Genomic DNA, 24472 nt, shown 5'->3' on the forward strand with positions numbered 1-24472 from the left:
ACCCACCCGTGACCGGCACGGTTCCCGGCACCTCGCTGCGGGCCGTCTTCGCGGACCGTCGCGGGCGGCTGCTGCTGGCGCTGCTGCTCGCCGAGTTCGCCGCCGCCGTCCAGGGCATCGCGTACATCACCGTGCTGCCGCTGGCCGCCCGGGACCTGGACGGCAGCCGGCTCTACGGCGCGACCCTGGCAGCCGGGCGCCGGCGTCTACTCGCTGAGCACCAGCCTGGGCGCGGACGACCAGCCGGCCATCGGCGGCGGGTTCCTGCTGGCTACGGCGGTCGCCGTCCTCACCCTGCTGGCCGCACGGCGGCGCCGGCCCGGCTGAGGACCGCTACCGCGGCGGCGGCCCGTCGACGGCCGCCGGCCTCGGTGGAGGCACCGGGAAGCAGCGGGGTGGCCGGGGTGTTCACCGCGGTGGGAGGAGCACCATGACCGAGCCGAACGAGATCGACCTGCACTCCGAGTACCTGCGCGCCGACCTGTACGTCACGATGGGACAGCCCACCGAGGCCGCTCGCATCCTGGAGCCGGTGGTCGCCGCCGAGCCGTCCAACGCCGCCGCGCTGGAGCTGCTCGCCCGCAGCTACTTCGCCTCTGCCCAGCTGCGCCGCGCCGAGGAGACGCTGACCCGGCTGGTGGAGCTGGCCCCGTCCAACGGGTGGGCCCGCCGCGCGCTGGCCCGCACGCTGGAACGGCAGAGCCGGGCCGCGGACGCCGTCGTCCACCACCGGGTCGCCGACGCCCTCGGCGCCGACTGAACCCTCGGAGCATTGTGCAGATGGGGCGCCTTCCCGGCCGGGGACGGCGCCTCATCTGCGCATCACCTCATCCGCTCGGAGCGCTCTCGGGCCGCCGGAAGCGGAATACACTTGCTTCCTAGCGAGGGAGCCCACCATGAGCCGGAGAACTCACCTTCTGCCGTACCGCACGAGCGGAGAGCAGCACGAACCCCCGGGTGACGGGATCGCCGGCTCGGGCCGCGCCGACGAGCAACCGGCTGGCAGCCGGGTGTACCTCGTCCAGCGGGCCGGTGCGCTCGTCGTCGCCGCGTTCCTGCTGGTCTTCGGGCTGCTCGGGTTCGCCGGCGGGCTCGACTTCTTCTCCACCGACGGCCAGCGCATCCTCGGCCTCTCCTCCAACGGTCTGCTGTCCGCGCTGTCGGTGCTCACCGCCGTCGTCCTCATCGGAGCCGACCTCTGTGGGCCGCGGGTCGCCTCGATGGTGATGATCCTGGTCGGGTCGTTGTTCCTGCTGTCGGCGCTGGGAAACCTGGCGGTGCTGCGGACCGGCTGGAACTTCCTCGCCTTCGAAATGAGCAACGTGCTGTTCTCGATCGCCGTCGGGCTGGTGCTGCTGACCCTGGGCGCCTACGGCCGGGTCTCCGGGAACCTCCCGCCCGACAGCCCGTACGCGCACCCGCACGGCGAGGAGACCGAGCCGCCGGAGTCCCACCCGTCGACGCCTGAGGAGTTCGCCGCGGAGGCCGCCATGCGCGAGGCGGAGATCGCCGTCACCGAGCACCGGGCCACCGACGACCAGCGGCGCCGGGTGCGGGCCATGGCCCAGGTCCACACCCGCGGACAACGGCGCCGGGTATGGATGGAGTTCGGCCTCCCGTCGCGAACGCCGCCCACCCGGCCCGTTGCTCCCGGCCGCTGGACCGATCGTGCCGTGGCCCCCACCCGCGGACGGCGGCACCGGGAGGGGTAGCCGGCCGGGAAGTAGCCTCGCGGACGCCATGAACTCTGCCGCGACGTCCGCCATCCCGACCCGAACGCGGATCGACGCCTGTCCGGGTGCGCTGCAGACCCATCCGGCGGCCGACGGAGGGCTGGCCCGGGTCCGGGTCTCCGGCGGCTCGCTGCGTGCCGGTCAGCTGAGGGCGCTGGCCGCGGCCGCCCGCGAACTGGGCAACGGGTCGCTCGAGCTCACCAGTCGGGGCAACGTGCAGCTCCGCGGCCTCGCGGTCGGCACGGAGACCGAGCTGGGCGACCGGCTGGCCGCCGCGGGTCTGCTGCCCAGCGCCACGCATGAGCGGGTCCGCAACGTACTGGCCAGTGGGCTGTCCGGCCGGACGGCGGGTGGGCACGTCGACGTCCGGCCCTGGGCGGCGGCGCTGGATGCCGGCCTCTGCGCCGACGCCTCCCTGGCCGGCCTGCCCGGCCGCTACCTCGCCACCCTGGACGACGGCCGCGGCGACGTGGCCGGCCTCGGTGGCGACGTCGGCCTGCTCGCCCTCTCCCCCACCTCGGTGGCGCTGCTGCTCGCCGGCCGCGACTCCGGGCTGCGCGTCGACCCCGCGGGCGCCGTCGTCCTGGCGCTGGCCGCGACCCGTGCCTTCCTCGCCGAGCGCGATGCCCAGGGCACCGGCGCCTGGCGGCTCGCCGAACTCACTGACGGGCGGGAACAGGTCACCGCCCGCCTTTCCGGCCAACGTGGCCACTGTGGCCGCCCGGTGGGGGTGCCTGCGCCGCCGGTGAACGGCCCGGTGGGCGCGTTGCCGCAGCTCGACGGGCGGACCGCGCTGGCCGCGCTGGTGCCGCTGGGGGTGCTGTCCGCCGCGCAGGCCGAACTGCTGGCCGGGCTCGCGCCGGAGGTGGAGCTCACGCCGTGGCGGACCGTCGTCGTCCCGGACCTGACCGAGGACACCGTCGATGACGCCGCCGTGGACCTGCACCGGTCGGGCATGGTGTTCGACGAGGCGAGCCCCTGGCGGCTGGTCACCACCTGCGCCGGGCGGCCGGGCTGCGCGAAGTCGCTGGCCGACGTCCGCGCCGACGCCGCCGCCGCGGTGGTCGGCGGCACGCTGCCCGCCGGCGGCGCCCGCCAACACTGGGTGGGGTGCGAGCGGGGCTGCGGACGCCCCCACGGCGCAGCCGTCGACGTCGTCGCGACGCCGGCCGGTTACCGGATCGGAAGAGACTGATGTACGACTACGAGCACGACGGCGCCGAGATCTACCGGCAGTCCTTCGCCACCATCCGCGCGGAGGCCGACCTCTCGGGCTTGCCGGAGGACATCGCCCAGGTGGCGGTCCGGATGATCCACGCCTGCGGGCAGGTCGACCTGGTCGCCGACGTCGCCTTCTCCCCCGACGTGGTGGCCCGGGCCCGCGAGGCACTGCACGCCGACGCCCCCGTGCTCTGTGACGCGCAGATGGTCGCTGCCGGGATCACCCGCCGCCGGCTGCCCAAGGACAACGACGTGGTCTGCACGCTCAACGACCCGCGCATCCCCGATCTTGCCCGCGAGCTGGGAACGACGCGCACCGCCGCGGCGATGCACCTGTGGGGCGACCGGCTGGACGGCGCGGTGGTGGCCATCGGCAACGCCCCGACCGCGCTGTTCCATCTGCTGGAGATGGTCGCCGCCGGAGCACCCCGCCCGGCCGCCGTCATCGGCATCCCGGTCGGCTTCATCGGTGCCGTGGAGTCCAAGGAGACCCTTGCCGCCTCGGACCTGGACTTCCTCGTCGTCCGCGGCCGCCGCGGCGGCAGCGCGATCACCGCCGCCGCCGTCAACGCGATCGCGAGCACGGTCGAATGACGGGGCGTCTCTACGGCGTCGGGCTGGGCCCGGGCGACCCCGAGCTGGTCACCGTCAAGGCCGCCCGGCTGATCGGCGCCGCCGACGTCGTCGCCTTCCATGCCGCCCAGCACGGCCGCTCGGTCGCCCGAGCACTCGCCGCGCCGTACCTGCGCGCGGGCCAGGTCGAGGAGCTGCTGGTCTATCCGGTCACCACCGAGACCACCGACCACCCCGGCGGCTACCAGGGCGCGATCGACGAGTTCTACGAGGCCGCCGCCGCGCGGCTCGCCGCCCACCTGGACGCCGGCCGGGACGTCGTCGTCCTCGCCGAGGGCGACCCGTTCTTCTACGGCTCCTACATGCACATGCACAAGCGGCTGGCGCACCGGTACCCGACCGAGGTGGTCCCCGGCGTGACCAGCGTCAGCGGCGCCGCGGCGGTGCTCGGCCGGCCACTGGTCGAGCGGGACGAGGTGCTCACGGTGCTGCCCGGCACGCTGGATACCGAGGAGCTCGCCGAGTGGCTGGCCACCACCGACTCGGCCGCGGTGCTGAAGCTGGGCCGGACGTTCCGCAACGTCCGGGACGCCTTCGAGGCCGCCGGCGTGCTCGACCGCGCCTTCTACGTGGAGCGGGCGACGACGACGCAACAGCGCACGATGCCGCTGGCCGAGGTCGACCCGGACACGGTCCCCTATTTCTCCCTCGCCCTGCTGCCCAGCGAGCTGACCGGGCCGGTCCCGGGGCCGGAACAGCCGCGGGAGGACGAACCGCGCACCGGTGAGGTCGTCGTCGTGGGGCTCGGCCCAGGCAAGCGCAGCTGGACGACGCCCGAGGCCGCCGAGGCGCTGTCCTGCGCCGATGACCTGGTCGGCTACGGCCCGTACCTGGACCGGGTGCCGGCCAACCCCCGGCAGACCCGGCACCCGAGCGACAACCGGGTGGAGGCCGGGCGGGCCGCGGCGGCGCTGCGGCTCGCGCAGTCCGGACGGCGGGTGGCGGTGGTCTCCAGCGGCGACCCCGGGGTCTTCGCGATGGCCGCCGCGGTGCTCGAGGTGGCCGCGCAGCCAGAGTTCGCCGGCGTCGAGGTCCGGGTGCTGCCCGGCCTGACCGCGGCGCAGGCCGTGGCCTCCCGGGTGGGGGCGCCGCTCGGGCACGACTTCGCCGTCCTGAGCCTGTCCGACGTCCTCAAGCCCTGGGACGTCGTGGTCGACCGGCTGCGGCACGCCGCCGCCGCGGACCTGGTGATCGCCCTCTACAACCCGCGGTCCAAGGCCCGGCCGCACCAGCTGGCCGAGGCCCGCGACGTGCTGCTGGAGGTGAAGAGACCGGACACGGTGGTGGTCGTCGGCCGCGACGTCGGCGGGCCGGAAGAGAAGGTCACCGTGACCACGCTGGGCGACTTCAAGCCGGACACGGTCGACATGCGCTGCCTGGTGCTGATCGGCTCGTCGCAGACGCAGGTGGCGCCGTCCGGCCAGGTGTTCACCTCCCGCCACTACCCCGGCTGCTGAAGGACCACCCTGCCCCCCACTCCTCGCAAGCTCGGAGCGGGCCCCTGCAGGGTGGCCTCGGGACGGGAACACCGACCAGCGGTTTCGGCTTGCTACCGGTCGTGCCGTCCCTGCGTCTGTCCCGACCGGCCGGTTTCTGGTCCGTCGCCCTCCTGCTGGTGCTGGTGCTCGCGGCCTCCGGCGTCCCCTCGCCGCTGTACCGTGTCTATCAGGAGCGGTTCGGCTTCTCCTCCGGTGTGCTCACGCTGATTTTCGGCGTCTATGCCTTCGCGCTGCTGCTGGCGCTGCTGATCGTCGGCGAGTTGTCGGACCACATCGGCCGCCGTCCGGTGCTGGCCGGGGCACTGCTGATGCAGGCCGCGGCCATGGTGCTGTTCCTCGTCGCGGACGGCGTCGGCTGGCTGATCGCCGCCCGCATCGTGCAGGGGTTGGGCACCGGGGCGCTCACCGGCGCGATGGGCGCGGCCCTGCTGGACCTGCAGCGGCCGGAGAAGCCGCTGGGTCCGCTGGTCAACAGCGCCTCTCCCGGCTTCGGCCTGTCGCTGGGCGCGGTAGCCGCCGGGCTGCTCGTGGAGTACGTCGCCGATCCCACCGACTGGGTGTTCAGCGTGCTCGCCGCTGCCTTCGTGCTCGCCGCGGTCGCGATCATGGTCTTCCTGCCGGAGTCGTCGCCGCAGCGGCCGGGCGCCCTGCGCTCCCTGCTCTCCCGCGTACACGTGCCGAGGTCACAGCGGCCGGCGTTCATCACCGTGCTGCCGTGCCTGCTGGCGACCTGGGCACTGGGCGGTCTCTACGCCTCCCTCGGCCCGTCGCTGGTGGCCACCGTGTTCGGCATCGACGACCACCTGGTCGGCAGCCTGCTGATCCTGGCGCTCAACGGCACCGGCCTGGTCGGCTCGCTGGGGATGCGCAGCGTCGCCCCCGCCCGGGCGATGGTGACCGGGGCGCTGGTCTTCGTCGTCGGCATCGCCGGCACCATCGTCGCGCTGGCCACCGTCTCCACCTGGCTCTTCTTCGCCGCCGCCGTGGTCTCCGGCTTCGGCTTCGGCGCCGCGTTCCTCGGCGCCATCGCCACCGTCACCCAGGGCGTCGCGCCCGGCGAGCGGGCCGGACTGCTGTCGGCGGTCTTCACCGCCAGCTACCTCGCGTTCTCCGTGCCGGCCATCGCCGCCGGCGTCGCCGCCACCTCCGTCGGCCTGGCGCTGACCGCCGAGGTCTACGGCGGCGCGGTGATCGTGCTGGCGCTCACCGCGGTCGCCGGGCTGGTGGTCCGCCGGCAGCCGGTGACCGTCGAGCCCGCGGCCGCGCCGGTCCGCTCCCGGGAGCCGGTCGCCTGACCGTTCTCTGAGCTCAGGACCGCGCCCGGGTCACCGCCGCGCAGAACCGCCGATGGTCCTCCTGGGCCTCCGCGAGCGGCTCGATCACCTCCGCGTCGGCGACCTCGCCCACTCGCGCGGCCAGCCGGCGCCGGGCTTGTCTGCCGCGCCGCCGGGCGCCGAGGTCGACCAACGGCCGGGCGACCAGCGCGAACAGGAATCCGGCCAGCAGCCCGCCGACCAGGAGCAACGTCGGCAGCGGCAGCCCCTCCACCCGTGGCAGCGGAACGACGTCGTCCAGCTGCAGCCAGCCCAGCGCGACCAGCCCGAGCAGCCACAGCGCGCCGGTCAGGGCGACCAGCACGAGCAGCCACTGCAACCCGCCGACCGCGCGCTGCCACAGCGGGGTGCGCTCCGGTCCGAGGTCGGTTCCGGCGACGGCGCGGTCCAGCTGGCCGGCCAGCCGCTCCTCGGACACCTCGGCGGTGCGCCGCAGGTCGTCCCGCCAGGCCTGCGGCAGGCCGTCCCCGGCGTCGTCCCGGGCGCGCCGCAACGCGGCGCTGACCGCGGCCTGCTGCATCGCGCCGGCCTGGGGCAGTGACGTCCGGGCGCGTTCGTCGCCCAGGTGCAGCCGGCCCAGCGGGTCGGGCCGGAGCTTGCCCACCCAGCGCAGCAGCGGCCAGCCGGTGTGCGCCGCGCCCCGGCGGCGGGCCGACCGCTCGACTGCGGTGACGACGGCGGGCACCCCCGCGGCGTCGGCAAGGGCATCGGCCAGGCCCTCGCGCTCGTCGGCGATGCGCGACCGGCTGCGGGAGGTGGAGTCACCGCTGCCGCAGTGCACGGCCAGCGCCCCGGCCGCCGAGCGGGCGTCGGCGGCCAGCCGGTCGGTCGCCGCCCGGCGGGCAGCCACCCGCTTCGCCAGCTCGGCGCGCAGCTCGGGCAGCCCTGCTCCGGTGCGGGCGGCCGTCGCCACCACCGGCGTCGCGGCCAGGCCCTCGCTGTCCAGCAGCCCACGCAGGTCGGCCAGGCAGGCCCGCGCTGCCGGCTCGTCGAGCCGGTCGACCTGGTTGAGGACGACGACCAGGACCCCGGCGTGCCCGGCGAGCGGAGCCAGGTAGCGCTCGTGGACGGCTGCGTCGGCGTACTTCTGCGGGTCCAGCACCCAGACCAGCACGTCGACCAGCTCCACCAGCCGGTCGACCTCCAGCCGGTTCTCCAGCCGGATCGAGTCGTGATCGGGCAGGTCGAGCAGCACCAGACCGTCCAGGCCCGGCTCGCCGCCGGCCACCCGGTGCCGGCGGGGCACCTCGAGCCAGTCGAGCAACCGGTCGGCACCGTGCTCGCCCCACACGGAGGCGTGCGCGACGCCGGTGGTGGGCCGGCGGACGCCGGGGGTGCTGACCTCACTGCCGGACAGCGCGTTGAACAGCGTGGACTTCCCGCTGCCGGTTGCGCCGGCCAGCGCGACGACGGTCGCGTCGCCGAGGGCCTCGCGGGCACCGGCCTTGGCCAGCAGGGTGCGGGCGCGGGCGACCTCGGGGACCTCCAGGCGTTCCTCGGCGACCTCGACCGCCTCACGCAGCGCGGCCAGCCGGTCGGTCAGCGGCAGTTCCGACCGCCTCACGCACGTGCTCCGCGGGCGGCGGCGAGCATCCGGACGGCGTCGCGGAGCTCGTCGGCGCTGCCCGGGGTGGGGGCTGCGGCGTCCAGCAGCTCGGTGAACCGGGCCTGCTCGCCGTCCAGCAGGTCGGCGGCCCGTTGATCCAGGTCGGTACGCGCCGCGGCGGCGAGCTGGCGCACGGCCGCGTCGCCGAACACCGCCTCCAGCAGCCGTTGCCCGACCGCGGTCGTGCCGCCAGCGATGACCAGCTCGGCGCCGCTGAGCCCGGCGGTGGAGGCGAAGACGGCGACCATCACCACCGCGCCGGCGCCGTTGACGCCCCAGGACAGGAAGCGGGCCCGGGTGCGCTTGTCCGCCCCCTGGCTGCGGACCAGGTCCAGCACGGTGCCCTGCCAGTTGCGCACCGCGTCGGCGGCCGCACCGGTGAACGCCGGGGAGACGCCCTCGAGCTCGGACTCGCGGCCGGCGAGCAGGCCCAGCCCGCCGGGCAGTCCGCGCCAGGCGGTCACGGTGCGCTCGGCGGCCTTGTCGGCCTCGGCGCGGAGCAGCGTCTCCACGCCGGACTCCAGCGCGCCGCGCAGGTCGTCGGCGGGGCTGGCCCGACCGGTGAACGCGGCGGTGACCCGGTCGCGGAGCCGGCCGACCTGCGCCTGCAGGCCGCGCATCCACTCGCCGGTGCCGACGAACTCCTGCCAGCGGGCCAGCACCTCACCGCGCAGCAGGCTGCCGTTGGCCACGCCCTCGTCCACTCCGGCGCGGGCCGCGGCGTAGGCCGCCTCGGCCGCGGTCTCCAGCGCGCTGGCGGCGACGGTCTGGTCCTCGACGGCGGCGACGATCGCGCTGACCCGCTCGTCCATGCTCTGCAGCGCGCCGGCGAGGGTCTGCCGGACGACGGCGGCCCGCTGCTCCTGGTCGGCGGCCAGCGCGTGCAGCCACCCGCGCAGCGGCGCGACCTGCTCCTCGGGCAGGAAGCCATCGGTGAGCGGGCGCTCCTCGATGACGAACAGCCGGGCCGCGGACAGCCCGGCGCGCTGCAGCATGCCGGAGAGGTCGTCGGCCACCTCGCGCACGGCCTCGGGCGGCACCCGGTCGAGCACGACGGCGAGTGCGGTGCCCCGCTCCCGCGCGGTGCGCAGCAGGTCCCACGGGACGGCGTCGGCGTAGCGGGCGGCGGTGGTGACGAACACCCATAGGTCGGCGGCAGCCAGCAGCTGGCCGGCCAGGTCGCGGTTGGCCTCCACGACCGAGTCGACGTCGGGGGCGTCGACCAGGGCCAGCCCGGCGGGCAGCGCGTCGGTGGTCACCAGCTGCAGGCCGCCGGGGCCGGCCTCGCCGCCGGTGGTGCGGGCCAGGCCGGGGAGGACGCGGTCGCCGGAGAACTGCGCCCGGTCCGCGCGGGCGCAGACCAGTACGGGGGCGCGAGTGGTCGGCCGCAGCACGCCCGGGGTGGTGACCGTGGCACCGAGGATGCTGTTGACCAGCGTGGACTTGCCCGCGCCGGTCGAGCCGCCCACCACGGTGAGCAGCGGGGCGTCGAGGTTCCGCAGCCGCGGGAGCAGGTAGTCGTCGACCTGGTCGACGACGCCGCGGGCGGCCCGGAGAGCGTCGTCCCGGCCGGGGACGCCCAGCGTCAGCGGCGCCGCGGCAACCCGGTCGCGCAGCAGCTGCAGGGCATCGGGCAGCCCGGGCGGTGCGGTCATGCCCGATACCTGCCCGACTTCAGGCCCGCTCACCCCTCGACATGATCACGGCCAGGGAACGGGCTCAACCGGCGGCACCTGCCGCCATGCGGAGGAACGCACCGCCTCCGCCTACGTCACGACCCGGCGGGCACCTCGTAGACGATCTCGAGCCCGTCCTCGGGGTCGTCCTGCTCGCCGACCTGCCGAAAACCGTGGGCGAGCACGAGGTCGCGGGAGGCGGTGTTGTCCGGCCGGACCGATGCCCGCACCGTGCGCACCGCGGGCTCCCGAACGGCTCGCGCCAGCAGCACACGCAGGACAGCCTGGGCATGGCCGCGGCGCCGGTGTGCCGGGTCGATGGAGTACCCGACCTCGACCATCCCGGCCGCATCGGGCGGGCCGTGGAAGCCGGCCCGGCCGACGGTGCGCTGCCCGTCGGGATCCCAGACCAGACCGGTGACCCAGGCGGCGCTCACCGGGTCCGCGGCGACCTGGGCCGCCCGCATCCGCCACACGCCCCGGCACTCGCTGCCGACGAGGTAGGGCGTCACAGGCACCGGCGTCAGCGGGCCCGCAGCCGCCAGGTCACCGGCGGCGAGCGCCTCCAGCGCGGGCAGGTTCAGGTGGACGATCTCCGCCCGCACCGGCAACGGCGGGCCGACGTCCACCAGCAACTCCAGCACCCGCCGGCCGACGTCCGCGCCGGCGAGCAGCGGCTCGGAGCCGACCCGTTCGGAGTCGGCCAGGTAGCCCCGGTACGCCTCGTCGGAGGGAAAGGAGAGGACGTGCACCTCGGTGGTTCCATCCGCGCTGCGGAGTCGGCGGTCCAGCCAGCCGTCGTGGCGGGCCAGCAGCGGCAGGACGCGGCTCTCGTACCGCTGGAAGGCCTGCACACCCTCGGGTGGGACGTCGAGGACGGCGACCACGGTCACGCGGCGGTCGTCGTCGGTGCGGATGTCGACATCGTTCACTCGGCCGTCGGCCAGGCGACGACCGGCCCCAGCAGGGCGCCGACATGCGGAACGCCCTCGGCGTCGCGGACGACGACGTGGTGCTCGTGGCTGCCCGCGGCATGGGACACGGCGGCCAACAGCAAGGTCAGCTCGTCCCGGTCCAGCCCGGCGGTCAGGTCGGCCAGGTCGACGGCCTGCCCGTCGGCGAGGCTGGCCGCGGCCCGCAGGACCCGCAGCTGCCCGCCGGTGCCGGTGACGGTCCCCCGCCGCAGCGCGCCGTCCAGCTCGCCCCACTGCACGGCGGCCCACGGGCCGCCGTCGGCGGCGTCGCCGTCCAGTGCGATCGCGATCAGCCCGGCCGCCTGCAGCTGGGGCAGCCAGTGGCCGGAGTTGGCGAGCAGCAGGACGGCCGCCTCGGCCGCGTAGTCGCCGACCGCGGCGCGCAGCAGCGCGCTCTCCAGGTCGACCAGGTCGAGGTCGGCTGCCCGTGGTTCACCGATCACTGCGGCCTCCAGGCTACGGACGGACGTCGTCGGGTCCGAGTGTGCCCGCCGGGTCCGACAGAAACGCGCCGCGAGGATCGCCGCGGGCCGGTGCGGTCAGCTGCCGCGCGCGAGGTCGGCGACCGCCTCCGCGCATCCCCACGACATCGTGACGCCGGCACCGCCGTGGCCGTAGCAGGCGAGCACGGGCACCGCGTGGCCCTCGACCCGCTCCAGCCGGACGGTGTCCCGCCCGGGCCGGAGCCCGACGTCCCGGGAGAGCACGGGCAGCCCGGCCAGCGCGGGGACCAGCGCCGCGGTGCGCCGCAGGATCGCCGCCTCGGTGTCGGGGTCGGGGGTGAGGTCCCAGTTCTCGACCTCGGCGACACCGCCGCAGACGACGTCGTTCCGGCGGGAGACGACGTAGGTCACGCCGGCCGGGTTGTCGTCGTCGGTGACCCACTCGGTGATCCCCGGGTTGGGCAGCCGGACGACCTGCCCGCGGATCGGGTACAGGGTGTCGTCGTCCACGAGTTCCCCGGAACGCAGGCCGGCCGCGACGACCACGAGGTCGGCATCGGCTGCGCACTCGTCCACCGAGCCGACGGTGCGGCGGACGTACCGCACGCCGAGCCGGTCGCACCGGGCGTGCAGCCAGGCGAGGTAGGTGGGCACGGTGATCACCGGAACGGTTGCCCGCACCCCCGCCAGGGCTCCGGGCGGCAGCTCGGCTGTCGTCGCCTCGCGGTGCTCGGGGACCGCCGCCGTCCAGGATCGGTCGGCGCCGGGTCGGCGCTCGACGACCATCCCCTCCCGCAGGTCGACCCCGGTGGCCCGGTCGGCGGCGAGTTCGGCGAACCGGACCAGCGAGCGCGCCAGCCAGGTGGGGACGGCGGGCGACGTCCCGGCCCGGTAGGGGAACCACACGGCGGCGGCGACGGCGGACACGCTGTCCGTGGCGGACCGGTCCGCGACCACGGTCACCGCGTTGCCGGCACGGGCCAGCTCGGCGGCGATGCTCAGCCCGATCACGCCGCCGCCGACCACGGTGACCCGCCTCACCGGAGCACCGCCAGCGCCGCCGGCACCTCAGCGGGCGTGGCCACGACGACGGCCGCCCCGGCCGCGGCCAACTCACCCCCCGGCGCCGGCCCCCAGCCGGCGCCGATGCACTGCAGCCCGTGCACCAAGGCGCCGAACACGTCCTGCGCCCGGTCGCCCACCAGCACCGGGCGCTCGCCGTCCGGGTGGGCGGCCAGCGCCGCGGCTGCGGCCACCACTAGCTCCTTGTGCCGGACGGCGCCGTCCAGCGTCGCGCCGTGCACCCCGGCGAACTGCCCGAACAACCCCACATGCGCCAGGATCTGCACCGCGAACTCCGCCGGCTTGCTGGTGGCCACCGCCAGCGTCGCCGCCTCGGCCCGCAGCTGGGCGGGCAACTCGGGAATGCCCGGGTGCGGCGGGGCGTCCAGCATCGCGCCGGCCGCGTAGCACGCCCGATAGGCGAGCACCGCCCGGTCGACGTCGTCCCCGCAGAGGCCGAACGTGGTGGCGAAGCCGTCCTGCAGTGGGGGGCCGACCATCGCGCGCAGCTGTGCCGGCGTCGGCTCGGGCAGCCCCATCTCGGCAACGGCCACCCGGGTCGAGGCCCCGATGCCGGGCGCGGAGTCGACGAGCGTTCCGTCCAGGTCGAACAGCACCAATCGCTGGGACAGGCCCATTCGGACCGACCCGGAACGAGATGGAACTGCCGGGACGACCTTGCCGGCGGGCCGGCGCAGTGGCCCGTGTGGTCTGGTCCGATGCCCCTCCTTAGTATGACGTGGACCGCTTCCAGCACGGGAGGGTTGCGGTCGGGCGCGAAGACGGCGCACCACCGCTCGTTCACCGGTCGGCAGAGTCGCCGATCCGGACACCGGAGGCCGCATGCGCCGCACCGTCACCGCCCTGGCCACGGCCGTCCTCGCCGCCACGATGGGAGTCGTCACCGCACTCCCCGCCGTCGCAAAGGACTCGCCGCCGACCGCTTCAGGGCACTTCATCGAGACCTCCCCGTACGTCGCGCTCGGTGACAGCTACTCGTCCGCGGCGGGCGTGGCCCCGTTCGTCCTGGGATCACCGCCGGCGTGCAGCCGCTCGCAGCTGAACTATGCCCACGACATCGCCGCCGTCACACAGCCCCTGTCCTTCATGGACGTCACCTGCAGCGGCGCGAAGACGTCGGACTTCTTCACCTCGCAGCCGAACACGGGCGCACCCCCGCAGCTGGACACGGTCACCAAGGACACCCGACTGGTGACCATGACCATCGGCGGCAACGACGGCGGCGCGTTCACCGGCATTCTCACCGGCTGCATCACCGCGTCGCTGACCACTCACGACGTGGCGGGCAACCCCTGTGAGAAGCAGTACGGGTCGAAGTTCACCGACATCGTCGCCGACCAGACCTACCCCAACCTCGTGCGCGCGCTCACCGCCGTCCACCAGAAGGCTCCCCGCGCCACTGTCGTAATCCTCGGCTACCCGCGCGTGCTGCCCGACACCGGCGTCCTCGCCTGCTACCCGTCGATGCCGATCTCGATGGGTGACGTCCCCTACGTCGACGAGTGGGCGCTGGCCCTCAACGGCGCCGTGGAGAAGGCGGCCGCGGAGACCGGCAGCCGGTTCGTCGACATGTCGGTCAGCTCGGCGGGCCATGACGCCTGCCAGCCGGTCGGTCAGCGCTGGGTCGAGCCGTTCAGCGGGCCGGTCAACGCCTACCCGGTCCACCCGAACGCCACCGGGGAGGCCGCGATGGCCGAGCAGACCCTGGCACAGCTGGGCCTCTGACCCACCGCACACCGGTGGGGCCTGACCTGCCGGCTCGAGGGCGCCTGGGACCGGCAGGACCCAGGCGCCCTCAGCGTGGCCGAGCCGAGCGGCTCGTCACCCAGGCAAGGGCCTCCTCCACCGTCGCGACCGTGGAGATGCCGTCGGGCAGCGGCGGGCGGCGAACCAGCAGCACCGGCAGGCCCAGCTCCCGCGCCGCGGTCAGCTTGGCCTCGGTGAGGGAGCCGCCGGAGTCCTTGGTGACGACGACGTCCACCCCGTGCTCGCGCATCAGCGCCACCTCGTCGGCGACGCTGAACGGCCCGCGGGCCAGCAGCAGCGTCGCCCCTGGCGGGAGCGGGGTGTCCGGCGGGTCGACCGAGCGGACCAGGCAGTGCCCGGGCACTCCGGCGAACGCAGCCACGCCCTGCCGGCCGGTGGTGATGAACACGGTGCCGAACGCGGCGACCGCGTGGGCGGCGTCGGTCAACGTGTCGACAAATCGCCATGTGTCCCCCGGCCGGGGCGTCCAGCCGGGGCGGTGCAGGCGGAGCAGCGGTGTACCGGTCGCCTGCGCGGCGCGGACGGCGTTGCCGGTGATCTGCACCGCGAAGGGGTGCGTGCCGTCCACGACGGCGCGCGGCCGGTGCTCGTCCAGCCAGTCGGCCAGCCCCTGCGCGCCGCCGAACCCGCCGATCCGCACGTCGCCGGCCGGCAGCACCGGCTCGGCGACCCGCCCGGCCAGCGAGGACAGCACGTCCACGCCCTCGGCGACCAGCGCCGCGGCCAGCCGGCGGGCCTCCCCCGTGCCGCCCAGCACCAGCACCTGCCCGCTCACCCGTGCCACCGAGGCACGATGGCCACGTGACGGAGGCCGGGCGCGAGAAGAGCACGGGCCTGCGGCACGGCTGGACGACGGGCGCCTGCGCCACCGCGGCGACAACCGCGGCCTACACGGCCCTGCTGACCGGCGAGTTCCCCGACCCGGTGAGCATCGACCTCCCCCATGACAAGCACCCGACGTTCGCGCTGGCGCGGGAGTCGCTCGGCGACGGCACGGCCACGGCCGGCATCGTCAAGGACGCCGGCGACGACCCCGACGTCACCCACGGCGCGCTGGTCTCGGCGACCGTGACCGTGGGCGGGCCGGGCACCGGGGTGGTGTTCCGGGCCGGCGAGGGCGTCGGCACGGTGACCAAGCCCGGGCTGCCGCTGGCCGTGGGCGAACCGGCGATCAACCCGGTGCCGCGCCGGCTGATGACCGAGCACGTCGCCGCCGTCGCCCAGCGCTTCGACGGAACCGGGGACGTCGTCATCGAGGTGTCGGTGGAGAACGGCGCCGAGCTGGCCCGCAAGACGTGGAACCCGCGGCTGGGGATCCTCGGCGGCCTGTCCATCCTGGGGACGACGGGGGTCGTCGTCCCGTACTCGTGCTCGTCCTGGATCGACTCGATCCGCCGCGGCGTCGACGTGGCCCGCGCCGCCGGGCACACCCACGTGGCCGGCTGCACCGGCTCGACCAGCGAGCGGACGGTCAGCGAGCTCTACGGCCTGCCCGAGGACGCACTGCTGGACATGGGCGACTTCGCCGGCGCCGTGCTGAAGTACCTGCGCCGCCACCCGGTGCCGCGGCTGACCATCGCCGGTGGCATCGGCAAGCTCGCCAAGCTCGCCGACGGGCACCTGGACCTGCACTCGGCCCGCTCGCAGGTCTCCTTCGCGGCGCTGGCGACGCTGGTCGCCGACGCCGGCGGGTCCGCGGAGCTGGTCGAGTGCATGCTGGGCGCCAACACCGCCCTCGACGCGCTGCAGCAGTGCGCCGCCGCCGGCCTGCCGCTGGGCGACCTGGTTGCGGCCGGCGCGCGGAAGACATCGCTCGACGTGCTCCGTGGCGCCCCGGTCGAGGTGGACGTGGTCGTGATCGATCGGGGCGGCGCCATCGTCGGCCGGACGTAGCCCGGCCCCCTCGCGGGCACCGCCCCGGGCCTGCGAGGGGTGAGGGGGAGGAGGAGGGGGTCCTTCTGCCTTCATCGGGGCCGGGTGGTCGAGTAGAGATGGCTGTCCGGGAACTGGTCAGCGCTCAGCGCCCGGCCCACGATCACGACCGCCGTCCGCCGGACCCCGGCCGCGGTGACCTGATCGGCGATGTCTGCCAGCGTCCCGCGCAGCACCAGCTCGTCGTCCCGGCTGGCCCGCGCCACCACCGCGACCGGACAGTCCGTGCCGTAGTGCGCGGCCAGCTCGGGGGCGAGGTCGTCCATCCGCTGCACGGCCAGGTGCAGCACCAGCGTCGCGCCGGTCGCGGCGTAGGCGGCCAGCTCCTCCCTCGGCGGCATCGGCGTCGAGCGCGCCGACGTCCGGGTCAGGACGACGGTCTGCGCCACCCCGGGCACCGTGAGCTCCCGCTTCAGGCTGGCCGCGGCCGCTGCGAACGCCGGCACCCCGGGGACGACGTCGTACGGAACCCCGGCCGCGTCCAGCCGGCGCATCTGCTCGGCCATCGCGCTGTAGACCGACGGGTCGCCGGAGTGCAGTCGGGCGACGTCCAGCCCGGCCTCGTGCGCGGCGACCAGCTCGGCGGTGATCTGGTCGAGGTCCAGGTCGGCGGTGTCGACCAGCCGGGCGCCGTCCGGAGCCGTGTCGAGCAGCTCCCGCGGCACCAGGGCACCGGCGTAGAGGCAGACCCGGCAGGCGGCGATCAGCCGCGCCGCCCGCACGGTGACCAGGTCGGCTGCCCCCGGCCCAGCCCCGATGAAGTGCACCGTCATGACGTCGTCCTCCGGTCCGGCTTCGCCATCACCGCAGTAGAGGCGACAGCAAGCGGGGCCTTTACAGCGGTATTGGCGCTCACCTCGTCACCGACCAGATGGTCACCGGCATCGCGGTCTTCCAGCCGAGAAAGCCGCCCACCGGCTCGGCCTGGGCCACCGACAGCCGGGTCAGCGAGCCTCCCCAGCGGCCGTGCCACTCGGCGAGCACGGCCTCGCTCTGCACCGTCACCGCGTTGACCACCAGCCGCCCGCCCGGCGCAAGGGTCTCCCAGCAGGCGTCCAGCAGTAGCGGGGTGGTCGCGCCGCCACCGACGAAGACGGCGTCCGGCTGCGGCAGCCCGAGCAGGGCCTCGGGCGCCGCGCCCTCGACGACCTGCAGGTCCGGAACGCCGAGCCGGGTCGCGTTGGCGGTGATCCGCGCGGCCCGATCGGGGCGCGCCTCCACCGCGATCGCCCGGCACGAGGGGTGCACCCGCATCCACTCGACGCCGATCGACCCCGCACCGGCGCCGACGTCCCAGAGCAGCTGGCCGGGCAGCGGCACGAGCCGGGACAGCGTCACCGCCCGCACGTCCCGCTTGGTCAGCTGGCCGTCGGAGGCGTAGGCGTCGTCCGGCAGCCCAGGGACGGTGGGCAGCGGGACCGTTCCGGCATCGGCGACCACCTCGACGGCGGTGAGCACCAGCGGATCGGTCGCGGCGTGCGGCCAGTCGGCGGCAAGGCCGGTGAACCGGTGCTCCGCAGGGCCACCCAGCTGGGCCAGCGCGGTCAGCCGGCTCGCGCCGTAGCCGGCGGCGGTGAGCAGCCGTGCCACCGCGGCCGGCGTCGTGGTGTCCGAGCCGAGCACCACCAGCCGCCTTCCCGGCGTCACGTGCGGGGCCACCAGGGACACCGACCGCCCGACCACCGGCACGACCTCCACGGACTCCACCGCCCAGCCCAGCCGCGCGCAGGCCAGCGTCACCGCGGAGGGGTGTGGGACGACGTCGACGGCGGCGGCCCCGAAGCGGCGGACCAACGAGCTGCCGACCCCGGAGGTCATCGGGTCGCCGCTGGCCAGCACCACCACCCGCCGGCCGGGGTGCGCGGCCGGCAGCTCGTCCAGCGCCGGACCCATCGGCGAGGGCCAGGGCACCCGCTCCGCGGCGACACAGCCGGGGACCAGGCCCAGCTGACGTGCGCTGCCGCGCAGCACCTCGGCGCCCTCGACCGCCCGGCGGGCGGCCGGCGACAGCCCGTCCCAGCCGTCGGCGCCGACGCCCACGACGGTGACGGTCCACCCCTCGGGTGCCGTCGTCACGCCGGCAGCTCACCGTCCGGGCCGGCGGCCTCGGCCAGCAACTGCTCGCGCCGCTCGGCGGGCAACAGGTCGACGTAGACCGTTCCGCCGAGGTGGTCGACCTCGTGCTGGAGGCAGCGCGCCGCCATGCCGGTGGCCTCGATCGACACCGGGTCGCCGTGCACGCCGACGCCGTCCACCCGGGCGCGGAAGGCCCGTTCCAGTTCGGCGTAGGGGCCCGGCACCGACAGGCAGCCCTCCTCGGTGCGCTCGACCGCGGGCTCGTCGCCGACCGGCTCCAGGATGGTGAGCACCGGGTTCACCGCGTAACCGACGACGTCCTCGCCCTCGGCGTCCGGGCAGTCGATGACGAAGACCCGGGCGTCGACACCGATCTGGTTGGCCGCCAGCCCCACCCCGTCGGCGGCGGCCATGCTGGCGAACATGTCCAGCAGGAGGTGCCGCAGCTCGCGGTCGAAGGTGGTCACCGGCGCGCACGGACGGTGCAGGACCGGGTCCGATCCGTAGGTGACGATCGGCCGGGCAACGCCGTCGTAACGGCCGGGCAGGCGCATGACCGTCGATCCTAGGGACGTCTGCTGTCCCTACAGTGACCGCGATGTCCACTGCGGAAGCTTGTGCTCTGAATCGCCGGGCGACCCAGGGCACAAGCATCCGCAGTCGGCCCATGCCGGTACATGCCGCGACCGCCGCCGGGCTCGCCCTCGGTGCCGCCGCCGACCGCCTGTTCGCCGACCCCCGCCGGGGCCATCCGGTGGCCGGCTTCGGGCAGGCCGCCGCCGCGCTGGAGCGCCGGGTGTGGCGCGACTCCCGCGCCGCGGGCGCGGGCTACACGCTGCTGACCGTCGGGACGGCGACCGGCCTGGGGACGGCGCTGCACCGGCTCACCGCGGCCCGCCCGCTGGCCCGGACGACGGTCACCGCGGTGGCCACCTGGGCCGTGCTCGGGGGCACCTCCCTGGACCGGGCCGCGACCACCATGGCCGGCCACCTGGAGGCCGGGGACCTGCCCGCCGCCCGGGCGCACCTGCCCACGCTCGCCGGCCGGGACCCGCGCGACCTCGGTGCGCCGGAGCTGGTCCGGGCCACCATCGAGTCGGTCGCGGAGAACACCTCCGATGCCGCCGTGGCCCCACTGTTCTGGGGCGCGGTCGCCGGCCTGCCCGGGCTGCTCGGATACCGGGCGGCCAACACCCTCGACGCGATGGTCGGGTACCGGTCGGCGCGGTACGAACGCTTCGGCTGGGCCTCCGCGCGGCTGGACGACGTCCTCAACTGGGCACCGGCCCGGCTGACCGCCGCGCTCACCGTGCTCGCCGCCCCGGTCGCCGGCGGCTCGGCTGCCGGGGCGTGGCGGGCCTGGCGGCGGGACGGCGCCGCCCACCCCAGCCCCAACGCCGGACGCTGCGAGGCCGCGCTGGCCGGCGCCCTGGGCGTCCGGCTCGGCGGCCGCAACGTCTACGGCAGCCGGGTCGAGGAGCGGCCGCCCCTCGGCGACGGTCAGCCGCCGGTGCGCGGCGACGTCCGCCGGGCGACCCGACTGTCCCGCGTGGTGTGGACGACGGCTGCTGCGCTGGCCGCGGTCAGCCGACTGCGCCGCGGTGGCGGGCAGCCCGGCGTCGTCACGAGCTGATCACCAGGAGTCATCGCCAGGCCGGGGTGCCCGGCACGCAGACCCCGCCACGACATGCGTATCCCGGGCCGACAGCGGTAGTTTTCCGGTCACCGAAGCGGTCGGCCCTCTGGCGGGGCCGATGGTGCGCGGCACGTTGAGACACCGGCGGCCGCAGCCCCACCGGAGTCTCGGTGCCCCGGAGAGATCGGTCTTCCCCGATGAGCCTCACGTCGACGCCACCGCGCACCCCCCGGGCCCGCCGATCCCCGGCCCCGGCTCCCGCTCCGGCGTCCTCTACCGAGCACATCCCCGTCCCGCCTGCGGCTCGTCCGGCCGGCGACGGCCCGGCCGGTCGCTACCGGTACGACCTGCAGGCCGACCAGTGGTGGTGGTCCCCCCAGTTCTTCGCGCTGCACGGGCTCACTCCCGGCACGGCGATGCCCGGCGTGCCGCTGCTGCTGGCCGGCGTGCACCCTGCCGACCGCCCGCGGGTCCGCCAGGCCGTGACCGACGCCTGCACCGCCGGCGTCCCGTTCGCCGTGGAGCACCGGGTGGTCCGCAGCGACGGCGAGATCCGCACCGCGGTCCTGGTCGGAGAGCTGGAGATCAGCTCGGACGGCGAGGCGACCGCGCTGAGCGGCCTCGTCATCGACGTGACCGACGGCCGGGCCGCCGCGGAGCCCGGCGACCAGATCCGCGCCCTGGAGTCCGAGATCGAGCAACTGCGCACGGCCATGGTCAGCCGGGTGTCGATCGAGCAGGCCAAGGGCGTGCTGATGCTGCTGATGGGCTGCGCGGACAGCGTCGCCTTCGACCTGCTGACCCACATCTCCAGCCACACCCACCGCAAGGTGCGCGACGTCGCCACCGCGATCGTCGAGTCGGCCGGTGGCGGAACTGCCCTGCCCGCCGACGTCCGGGCGATTCTGCACGATGCCTGCCCGCCGGGAGCCCCCGCGGCCTGACCGGCCCTGCCCGTCCGGTCGACCCCGGCGTCAGCGATGATGCGCCCAGCGCCCAGCGCCGCCCGATCCGTGCCGGCGCCAGGACCGCGACGAGGCGAGGGGAGGCCTGCGCGTGTTCTACCTGCTCGTCCGGTTCGTGCTGAGACCACTGTTCTGGCTGACTTGCCGCCCCACGATCACCGGCCGGGAGAACGTGCCCGCCACCGGCCCCGTGATCCTGGCCAGCAACCACCTGTCGTTCATCGACAGCATCGCCATCCCGCTGGTGGCACCGCGCAAGGTCGGCTACCTGGCCAAGGCCGAGTACTGGCAGGGCAGCGGTTTCACCGGGTGGCTGCAGCGCGCCCTGTTCACCGCCCTGGGGGCGCTGCCGGTGGAACGCGGCACCCACCGGGCGGCCCAGGCCGCGCTGGACACCGCGCTGGGGGTGCTGCAGACCGGCGGGGCCTTCGGCATCTACCCGGAGGGCACCCGTTCGAAGGACGGCCGGCTGGCCCGGGGCAAGACCGGGGTGGCCTGGCTGGCGCTCACCGCCGACTGCCCCGTCGTCCCGGTCGCGGTCGCGGGGACCGACCGCGTCCAGCCGGTCGGCGCCAGCTGGCCACGGCCGCACCGGGTCTCGATCACCTTCGGGACGCCGCTTACCTTCCATGAGCAGCGCGGCCAGGCCGGCCGGGGCCCGGCCCGTCGGGTGGTCACCGACCGCGTGATGGAGGCGATCGCGGAGCTGTCCGGCCAGGAGAAGGCCGGCTGGGGAACCACGACCGCCGCCCCGTGAACGGGGCGCTGCTGGTCGCCGGCACCAGCTCCGACGCGGGCAAGTCCGTGGTCACCGCCGGGATCTGCCGCTGGCTGGCCCGGCAGGGGGTCTCGGTGGCGCCGTTCAAGGCGCAGAACATGAGCAACAACTCGATGGTCACCGCCGACGGGGCGGAGATCGGCCGGGCGCAGGTGATGCAGGCCGCCGCCGCCCGGGTCGAGCCGGAGGCGGCGATGAACCCGGTGCTGCTCAAGCCCGGTGGTGCGGACTCCAGCCAGGTCGTCGTCCTGGGCCGCCCGGTCGCCGAGGTCACCGCGCTGTCCTACCGGCCGATGAAGCCCGCCTTGCTCGAGCAGGTGCTGGCCAGCCTGGCCGACCTGCGGTCCCGGTTCGACGTCGTCGTCTGCGAGGGCGCCGGGTCCCCCACCGAGATCAATCTGCGCGCCGACGACATCGCCAACATGGGGCTGGCCACCGCGGCCCAGCTGCCGGTCGTGGTGGTCGGCGACATCGACCGGGGCGGGGTCTTCGCCGCGCTCTACGGCACCGTCGCCCTCATGCCCCCGGCCGACCAGCGGCTGGTCGCCGGCTTCCTGGTCAACAAGTTCCGTGGCGACGTCCGGCTGCTCACCCCCGGCCTCGAGCAGCTGGCCGCGCTGACCGGCCGCCCCACGCTGGGCGTGCTGCCCTGGCGGTCCGGGCTGGAGCTTGACGTCGAGGACTCCCTCGGCGTGGACGCCGCCCGCGCCTCCGCCGGCCCGCCGCACGGCGAGGACGTGCTGCGGGTGTCGGTCGCCCGACTGCCCCGGCTGTCCAACTTCACCGACCTGGACGCGCTCGCCGCCGAGCCGGGGGTGCTGCTGCGCTACGCCACCCGCCCGGAAGAGCTGGCCGACGCCGACCTGGTGGTGCTGCCCGGTACCCGCTCCACCGTGGCCGACCTGGGCTGGCTGCGGTCCACCGGCCTGGCCGACGCCGTCGCCCGACGGGCCGCCGAGGGGCGGGCCGTGCTGGGCATCTGTGGCGGGCACCAGATGCTGGCCCGCACCATCTGCGACGACGTGGAGTCCGGGGCCGGCGTCGTCCCGGGGCTCGGGCTGCTGCCTACCGACGTCCGGTTCGCCCGGGAGAAGACCCTGGGCCGCCCGGTCGGGACGGCGCTGGGCCAGTCGGTGCACGCCTACGAGATCCACCACGGGGTCGTCGCCGTCGACGAGGGCGCGGAGCCCTTCCTGGACGGCGCCCGCGCCGGGTCGGTGTTCGGGACGACGTGGCACGGCGCGCTGGAGGACGACGGATTCCGCCGCGCCTTCCTCGCCGAGGTCGCCCGGATCAGCGGCCGCCGCTTCGTGCCCGCCCCGGACACCGACTTCGCCGCCGTCCGCGAGGCCCGGCTGGACGCCCTCGGTGACCTGGTCGCCGAGCACGCCGACACCGACGCGCTGTGGCGACTGGTCGAGTCCGGCCCACCGGCGGGCCTGCCGCTGCTCCCGGCCGGGTTCAGCCCGCGCTGAGTCGGGCCCGCACGCCGTCCGGCCACCCGACCGGGGGCGCGCCGCGGGTGCTCTTCCAGCTGGTCCCCGAGCCGGCGACGGTCAAGAACCGGGTACACCTGGACGTCCGGGGCGGCGCCGACCGGGTGGATGCCGAGGTCGAGCGGCTCGTCGCCCGCGGGGCGACCGTGCTGCACGAGGGCCGGCAGGGCCCGCACCGCTGGGTACGATCGCCGATCCGGAGGGCAACGAGCTCTGCCCGACCTGACTACCGGGCGCGCCCGAGTGCCGTCAGCTGGCGCGGCGCTCCCGCTCGGCCCGGCGGTCGGCGACCGCGCGCTGGGCGAGCACCCGACTGCGGTCGTTGCGCGGGCGGCGCTCGGGCCGGTTACGGGCATCCTCGACGAGCTGCCAGGCAGCGAGCGCACTGGCCCGCACCGGAGTGGCTGGAACCGTCGCCGGTCGGGCCGGCTGGGCTGTGTTCATCTGCGCGCTCTTTCCCCCGTGGCAGCTGGTGGTCGAGCCGCCGAGGAGAGTGTGACCCCGTCTCGGCGGTTCGAACCGCGGGTGTGACCGGTTGGTACCGATCGACGCCCCACCTGTCACAAGAATCACATGCGTGTAGTCATCACGTCCAGCGACGCGCTGACAGCGGAGCGCAATGTCAGCTGGCCGGGCCACTACGGGCCCCGACAGCGCGCCGGCGTCGTCCGCTGCGCCGATGTCCTAGCGTCCCGGTGCATGTCGAACGGTGGTTGGCGGAGCGTGCTCGGACGGCTGGCGACGGTGGCACTGCGCGAGGGAACGCGGTCGCTGCGGCGCGGCGTCCGGAACGGCGCGTCCCCGCGAATCCCGGCCCGCGGGCGGCGGAGGCCGCCGGCCGGCACTCCTCGCCCTGGGGAGGAGGCGATCCACCTCGAGTACCGCCCGCGGGCCGACGGCCGACCCGACCCCGGCGAGATCGTGTGGGCGTGGGTGCCCTACGAGGAGGACGACGGACGCGGCAAGGACCGCCCCGTGCTCGTCGTCGCACGTCAGGGCGGGACACTGCTCGGTCTGATGCTCAGCAGCAAGGACCACGACCTGGACGCCGCCGACGAGGCCCGCCACGGCCGGTCGTGGGTGGACGTCGGCAGCGGTGCGTGGGACCGGCAGGGCCGGCCCAGCGAGGTGCGCGTGGACCGGGTGCTACGGCTGGATCCGGCCGACGTGCGACGGGAGGGTGCCGTGCTGAACCGGGCGCGGTTCGACGAGGTCGCCGCGGAGGTCCGCCGGGTACACCGCTGGTGACCTCGGCGGGCGAGCCTCAGCCCGTGGGCGACTCGTCGTGCGCGGCCCGGCGCACCGGCGGGCGCAGCTGGTAGACCCCGCCCTGGCCGTCCGCCGACTGCAGGTCGTAGCGGTGCACGACCTTGGGCCCGGCATGCAGGTGGACGTGGGTGATCGTGGGCAGCGGGGCGCCGTGCCGGGCCTCGCGCACCTCGACCCTTCCATCGAGGGGACCGCCGACGAACTGCAGGACGGCGTCCTCGGTGCTCGTGCTCGTCGCGGCCGCAACGTCGTCGGACAGCGGGACCCCCTCACTCGGCTCGGTCAGACCTCGACCAGGGTAGGCGCGCGATGGCCTGCGGTCAGGCATCCGCCGCCGCACCGGCCGACAAC

The 24472-nt window shown here is 75.4% G+C and carries 26 protein-coding genes and 1 pseudogene; 15 read left to right on the forward strand and 12 right to left on the reverse strand.

Annotation, left to right across the window (positions count from 1 at the left end; translation table 11 throughout):
* Positions 1–8 precede the first annotated feature (8 nt).
* The 7 genes from BLW04_RS12360 to BLW04_RS12390 all read left to right on the forward strand — a co-directional run bounded on the left by BLW04_RS12360 (position 9) and on the right by BLW04_RS12390 (position 6381).
* Positions 9–434 (forward strand): hypothetical protein, encoded by a 426-nt coding sequence (locus tag BLW04_RS12360; RefSeq protein WP_091541138.1) that lies wholly within the window; start codon positions 9–11, stop codon positions 432–434.
* Complete coding sequence (locus BLW04_RS12365; protein WP_091541141.1) at positions 431–760, forward strand: tetratricopeptide repeat protein; 330 nt, start codon at positions 431–433, stop codon at positions 758–760. The genes BLW04_RS12360 and BLW04_RS12365 overlap by 4 nt, the downstream gene beginning before the upstream one ends.
* Positions 761–896: 136 nt before the next feature.
* Positions 897–1712 (forward strand): DUF4383 domain-containing protein, encoded by an 816-nt coding sequence (locus BLW04_RS12370; protein ID WP_091541145.1) that lies wholly within the window; start codon positions 897–899, stop codon positions 1710–1712.
* A 28-nt stretch (positions 1713–1740) separates the two neighbouring features.
* The gene (gene cobG / locus BLW04_RS12375) at positions 1741–2928 is read left to right on the forward strand and encodes a precorrin-3B synthase (protein ID WP_091541149.1); all 1188 of its coding nucleotides are present in this window, start codon (positions 1741–1743) and stop codon (positions 2926–2928) included.
* Complete coding sequence (locus BLW04_RS12380) at positions 2928–3548, forward strand: precorrin-8X methylmutase (protein WP_091541153.1); 621 nt, start codon at positions 2928–2930, stop codon at positions 3546–3548. The genes cobG and BLW04_RS12380 overlap by 1 nt, the downstream gene beginning before the upstream one ends.
* The gene (locus BLW04_RS12385; protein WP_091541156.1) at positions 3545–5044 is read left to right on the forward strand and encodes a precorrin-2 C(20)-methyltransferase; all 1500 of its coding nucleotides are present in this window, start codon (positions 3545–3547) and stop codon (positions 5042–5044) included. The genes BLW04_RS12380 and BLW04_RS12385 overlap by 4 nt, the downstream gene beginning before the upstream one ends.
* A 101-nt stretch (positions 5045–5145) precedes the next feature.
* A complete protein-coding gene (locus BLW04_RS12390; RefSeq protein ID WP_091541160.1) occupies positions 5146–6381 on the forward strand; it encodes an MFS transporter in 1236 nt (411 codons plus the stop codon).
* 13 nt (positions 6382–6394) lie between these two features.
* On the opposite strand, the gene BLW04_RS12395 is transcribed toward BLW04_RS12390, so the two are convergent.
* The 6 genes from BLW04_RS12395 to BLW04_RS12425 all read right to left on the reverse strand — a co-directional run bounded on the left by BLW04_RS12395 (position 6395) and on the right by BLW04_RS12425 (position 12819).
* Positions 6395–7984 carry a GTPase gene (locus BLW04_RS12395; protein WP_091541168.1) on the reverse strand — a complete coding sequence of 530 codons (1590 nt, stop codon included), beginning with the start codon at positions 7982–7984 and terminating at the stop codon, positions 6395–6397.
* On the reverse strand, positions 7981–9681 hold the full coding sequence (locus tag BLW04_RS12400) for a GTPase family protein (protein WP_091541172.1): 1701 nt from the start codon (positions 9679–9681) through the stop codon (positions 7981–7983). Before BLW04_RS12400 ends, BLW04_RS12395 begins: the two co-directional genes overlap by 4 nt.
* A 116-nt stretch (positions 9682–9797) precedes the next feature.
* A complete protein-coding gene (locus tag BLW04_RS27545) occupies positions 9798–10634 on the reverse strand; it encodes a GNAT family N-acetyltransferase (RefSeq protein ID WP_217631017.1) in 837 nt (278 codons plus the stop codon).
* Positions 10631–11119: a hypothetical protein gene (locus BLW04_RS12415; protein ID WP_091541176.1), complete on the reverse strand. Its 489-nt coding sequence runs from the start codon at positions 11117–11119 to the stop codon at positions 10631–10633. Before BLW04_RS12415 ends, BLW04_RS27545 begins: the two co-directional genes overlap by 4 nt.
* A gap of 96 nt (positions 11120–11215) precedes the next feature.
* On the reverse strand, positions 11216–12160 hold the full coding sequence (locus BLW04_RS12420; protein ID WP_091541179.1) for an FAD-dependent oxidoreductase: 945 nt from the start codon (positions 12158–12160) through the stop codon (positions 11216–11218).
* Positions 12157–12819 carry an HAD hydrolase-like protein gene (locus BLW04_RS12425; protein ID WP_091541182.1) on the reverse strand — a complete coding sequence of 221 codons (663 nt, stop codon included), beginning with the start codon at positions 12817–12819 and terminating at the stop codon, positions 12157–12159. The genes BLW04_RS12420 and BLW04_RS12425 overlap by 4 nt, the downstream gene beginning before the upstream one ends.
* A gap of 205 nt (positions 12820–13024) precedes the next feature.
* Here BLW04_RS12425 and BLW04_RS12430 point away from each other — a divergent pair, with 205 nt between their 5' ends.
* Positions 13025–13927: an SGNH/GDSL hydrolase family protein gene (locus BLW04_RS12430; protein WP_091541185.1), complete on the forward strand. Its 903-nt coding sequence runs from the start codon at positions 13025–13027 to the stop codon at positions 13925–13927.
* A gap of 70 nt (positions 13928–13997) precedes the next feature.
* Here the strand turns inward: BLW04_RS12430 and BLW04_RS12435 are convergent, their stop codons facing one another.
* Entirely contained in the window at positions 13998–14753 is a 756-nt protein-coding gene (locus BLW04_RS12435) for a cobalt-precorrin-6A reductase (RefSeq protein ID WP_254781436.1), read from the reverse strand.
* A gap of 17 nt (positions 14754–14770) precedes the next feature.
* Between BLW04_RS12435 and BLW04_RS12440 the strand changes: the two genes are divergently transcribed.
* The gene (locus tag BLW04_RS12440) at positions 14771–15862 is read left to right on the forward strand and encodes a cobalt-precorrin-5B (C(1))-methyltransferase (protein WP_091541192.1); all 1092 of its coding nucleotides are present in this window, start codon (positions 14771–14773) and stop codon (positions 15860–15862) included.
* Positions 15863–15933: 71 nt separating this feature from the next.
* Here BLW04_RS12440 and cobM read toward each other — a convergent pair whose 3' ends face one another.
* The 3 genes from cobM to def all read right to left on the reverse strand — a co-directional run bounded on the left by cobM (position 15934) and on the right by def (position 18531).
* Entirely contained in the window at positions 15934–16674 is a 741-nt protein-coding gene (gene cobM / locus BLW04_RS12445; RefSeq protein ID WP_091541196.1) for a precorrin-4 C(11)-methyltransferase, read from the reverse strand.
* A 79-nt stretch (positions 16675–16753) separates the two neighbouring features.
* Positions 16754–17977, reverse strand: a complete 1224-nt coding sequence (cbiE, locus tag BLW04_RS12450; protein WP_091541201.1) for a precorrin-6y C5,15-methyltransferase (decarboxylating) subunit CbiE — start codon at positions 17975–17977, stop codon at positions 16754–16756.
* On the reverse strand, positions 17974–18531 hold the full coding sequence (def, locus tag BLW04_RS12455; RefSeq protein WP_091541204.1) for a peptide deformylase: 558 nt from the start codon (positions 18529–18531) through the stop codon (positions 17974–17976). Before def ends, cbiE begins: the two co-directional genes overlap by 4 nt.
* A gap of 113 nt (positions 18532–18644) precedes the next feature.
* Here def and BLW04_RS12460 point away from each other — a divergent pair, with 113 nt between their 5' ends.
* From BLW04_RS12460 to BLW04_RS28395, 5 genes and pseudogenes are all read left to right on the forward strand, one after another.
* Positions 18645–19610, forward strand: a complete 966-nt coding sequence (locus tag BLW04_RS12460; RefSeq protein ID WP_091541208.1) for a cobalamin biosynthesis protein — start codon at positions 18645–18647, stop codon at positions 19608–19610.
* A gap of 200 nt (positions 19611–19810) precedes the next feature.
* Positions 19811–20557, forward strand: a complete 747-nt coding sequence (locus tag BLW04_RS12465; RefSeq protein WP_091541211.1) for a PAS and ANTAR domain-containing protein — start codon at positions 19811–19813, stop codon at positions 20555–20557.
* Positions 20558–20669: 112 nt separating this feature from the next.
* Entirely contained in the window at positions 20670–21335 is a 666-nt protein-coding gene (locus BLW04_RS12470) for a lysophospholipid acyltransferase family protein (RefSeq protein ID WP_091541215.1), read from the forward strand.
* Positions 21332–22831: a cobyric acid synthase gene (locus tag BLW04_RS12475; protein WP_091541218.1), complete on the forward strand. Its 1500-nt coding sequence runs from the start codon at positions 21332–21334 to the stop codon at positions 22829–22831. Before BLW04_RS12470 ends, BLW04_RS12475 begins: the two co-directional genes overlap by 4 nt.
* Before the next feature lie 47 nt (positions 22832–22878).
* A pseudogene (locus tag BLW04_RS28395) lies at positions 22879–22971 on the forward strand (VOC family protein); the annotation flags it as partial.
* Positions 22972–23101: 130 nt separating this feature from the next.
* On the opposite strand, the gene BLW04_RS25885 reads toward BLW04_RS28395, so the two are convergent.
* Positions 23102–23296, reverse strand: a complete 195-nt coding sequence (locus tag BLW04_RS25885) for a hypothetical protein (RefSeq protein WP_139306832.1) — start codon at positions 23294–23296, stop codon at positions 23102–23104.
* Positions 23297–23551: 255 nt separating this feature from the next.
* Between BLW04_RS25885 and BLW04_RS12485 the strand changes: the two genes are divergently transcribed.
* Positions 23552–24100: a type II toxin-antitoxin system PemK/MazF family toxin gene (locus BLW04_RS12485; RefSeq protein ID WP_091541222.1), complete on the forward strand. Its 549-nt coding sequence runs from the start codon at positions 23552–23554 to the stop codon at positions 24098–24100.
* Positions 24101–24116: 16 nt separating this feature from the next.
* On the opposite strand, the gene BLW04_RS12490 is transcribed toward BLW04_RS12485, so the two are convergent.
* Positions 24117–24449, reverse strand: a complete 333-nt coding sequence (locus tag BLW04_RS12490) for a hypothetical protein (protein WP_254781438.1) — start codon at positions 24447–24449, stop codon at positions 24117–24119.
* Between the last annotated feature and the right edge of the window lie 23 nt (positions 24450–24472).

The sequence above is a fragment of the Modestobacter sp. DSM 44400 genome (assembly GCF_900107175.1).
Classification (GTDB): Bacteria; Actinomycetota; Actinomycetes; order Mycobacteriales; family Geodermatophilaceae; genus Modestobacter.

Excerpts from the sequence above, each read along its gene's own strand:
- BLW04_RS12365 (WP_091541141.1), top strand. The coding sequence starts at position 431 with ATGACCGAGCCGAACGAGATCGACCTGCACTCCGAGTACCTGCGCGCC.
- BLW04_RS12370 (WP_091541145.1), top strand. The coding sequence starts at position 897 with ATGAGCCGGAGAACTCACCTTCTGCCGTACCGCACGAGCGGAGAGCAG.
- cobG (WP_091541149.1), top strand. The coding sequence starts at position 1,741 with ATGAACTCTGCCGCGACGTCCGCCATCCCGACCCGAACGCGGATCGAC.
- BLW04_RS12380 (WP_091541153.1), top strand. The coding sequence starts at position 2,928 with ATGTACGACTACGAGCACGACGGCGCCGAGATCTACCGGCAGTCCTTC.
- BLW04_RS12385 (WP_091541156.1), top strand. The coding sequence starts at position 3,545 with ATGACGGGGCGTCTCTACGGCGTCGGGCTGGGCCCGGGCGACCCCGAG.
- BLW04_RS12400 (WP_091541172.1), bottom strand. The coding sequence starts at position 9,681 with ATGACCGCACCGCCCGGGCTGCCCGATGCCCTGCAGCTGCTGCGCGAC.
- BLW04_RS12425 (WP_091541182.1), bottom strand. The coding sequence starts at position 12,819 with ATGGGCCTGTCCCAGCGATTGGTGCTGTTCGACCTGGACGGAACGCTC.
- BLW04_RS12430 (WP_091541185.1), top strand. The coding sequence starts at position 13,025 with ATGCGCCGCACCGTCACCGCCCTGGCCACGGCCGTCCTCGCCGCCACG.
- cobM (WP_091541196.1), bottom strand. The coding sequence starts at position 16,674 with ATGACGGTGCACTTCATCGGGGCTGGGCCGGGGGCAGCCGACCTGGTC.
- def (WP_091541204.1), bottom strand. The coding sequence starts at position 18,531 with ATGCGCCTGCCCGGCCGTTACGACGGCGTTGCCCGGCCGATCGTCACC.
- BLW04_RS12460 (WP_091541208.1), top strand. The coding sequence starts at position 18,645 with ATGCCGGTACATGCCGCGACCGCCGCCGGGCTCGCCCTCGGTGCCGCC.
- BLW04_RS12465 (WP_091541211.1), top strand. The coding sequence starts at position 19,811 with ATGAGCCTCACGTCGACGCCACCGCGCACCCCCCGGGCCCGCCGATCC.
- BLW04_RS25885 (WP_139306832.1), bottom strand. The coding sequence starts at position 23,296 with ATGAACACAGCCCAGCCGGCCCGACCGGCGACGGTTCCAGCCACTCCG.
- BLW04_RS12485 (WP_091541222.1), top strand. The coding sequence starts at position 23,552 with ATGTCGAACGGTGGTTGGCGGAGCGTGCTCGGACGGCTGGCGACGGTG.
- BLW04_RS12490 (WP_254781438.1), bottom strand. The coding sequence starts at position 24,449 with ATGCCTGACCGCAGGCCATCGCGCGCCTACCCTGGTCGAGGTCTGACC.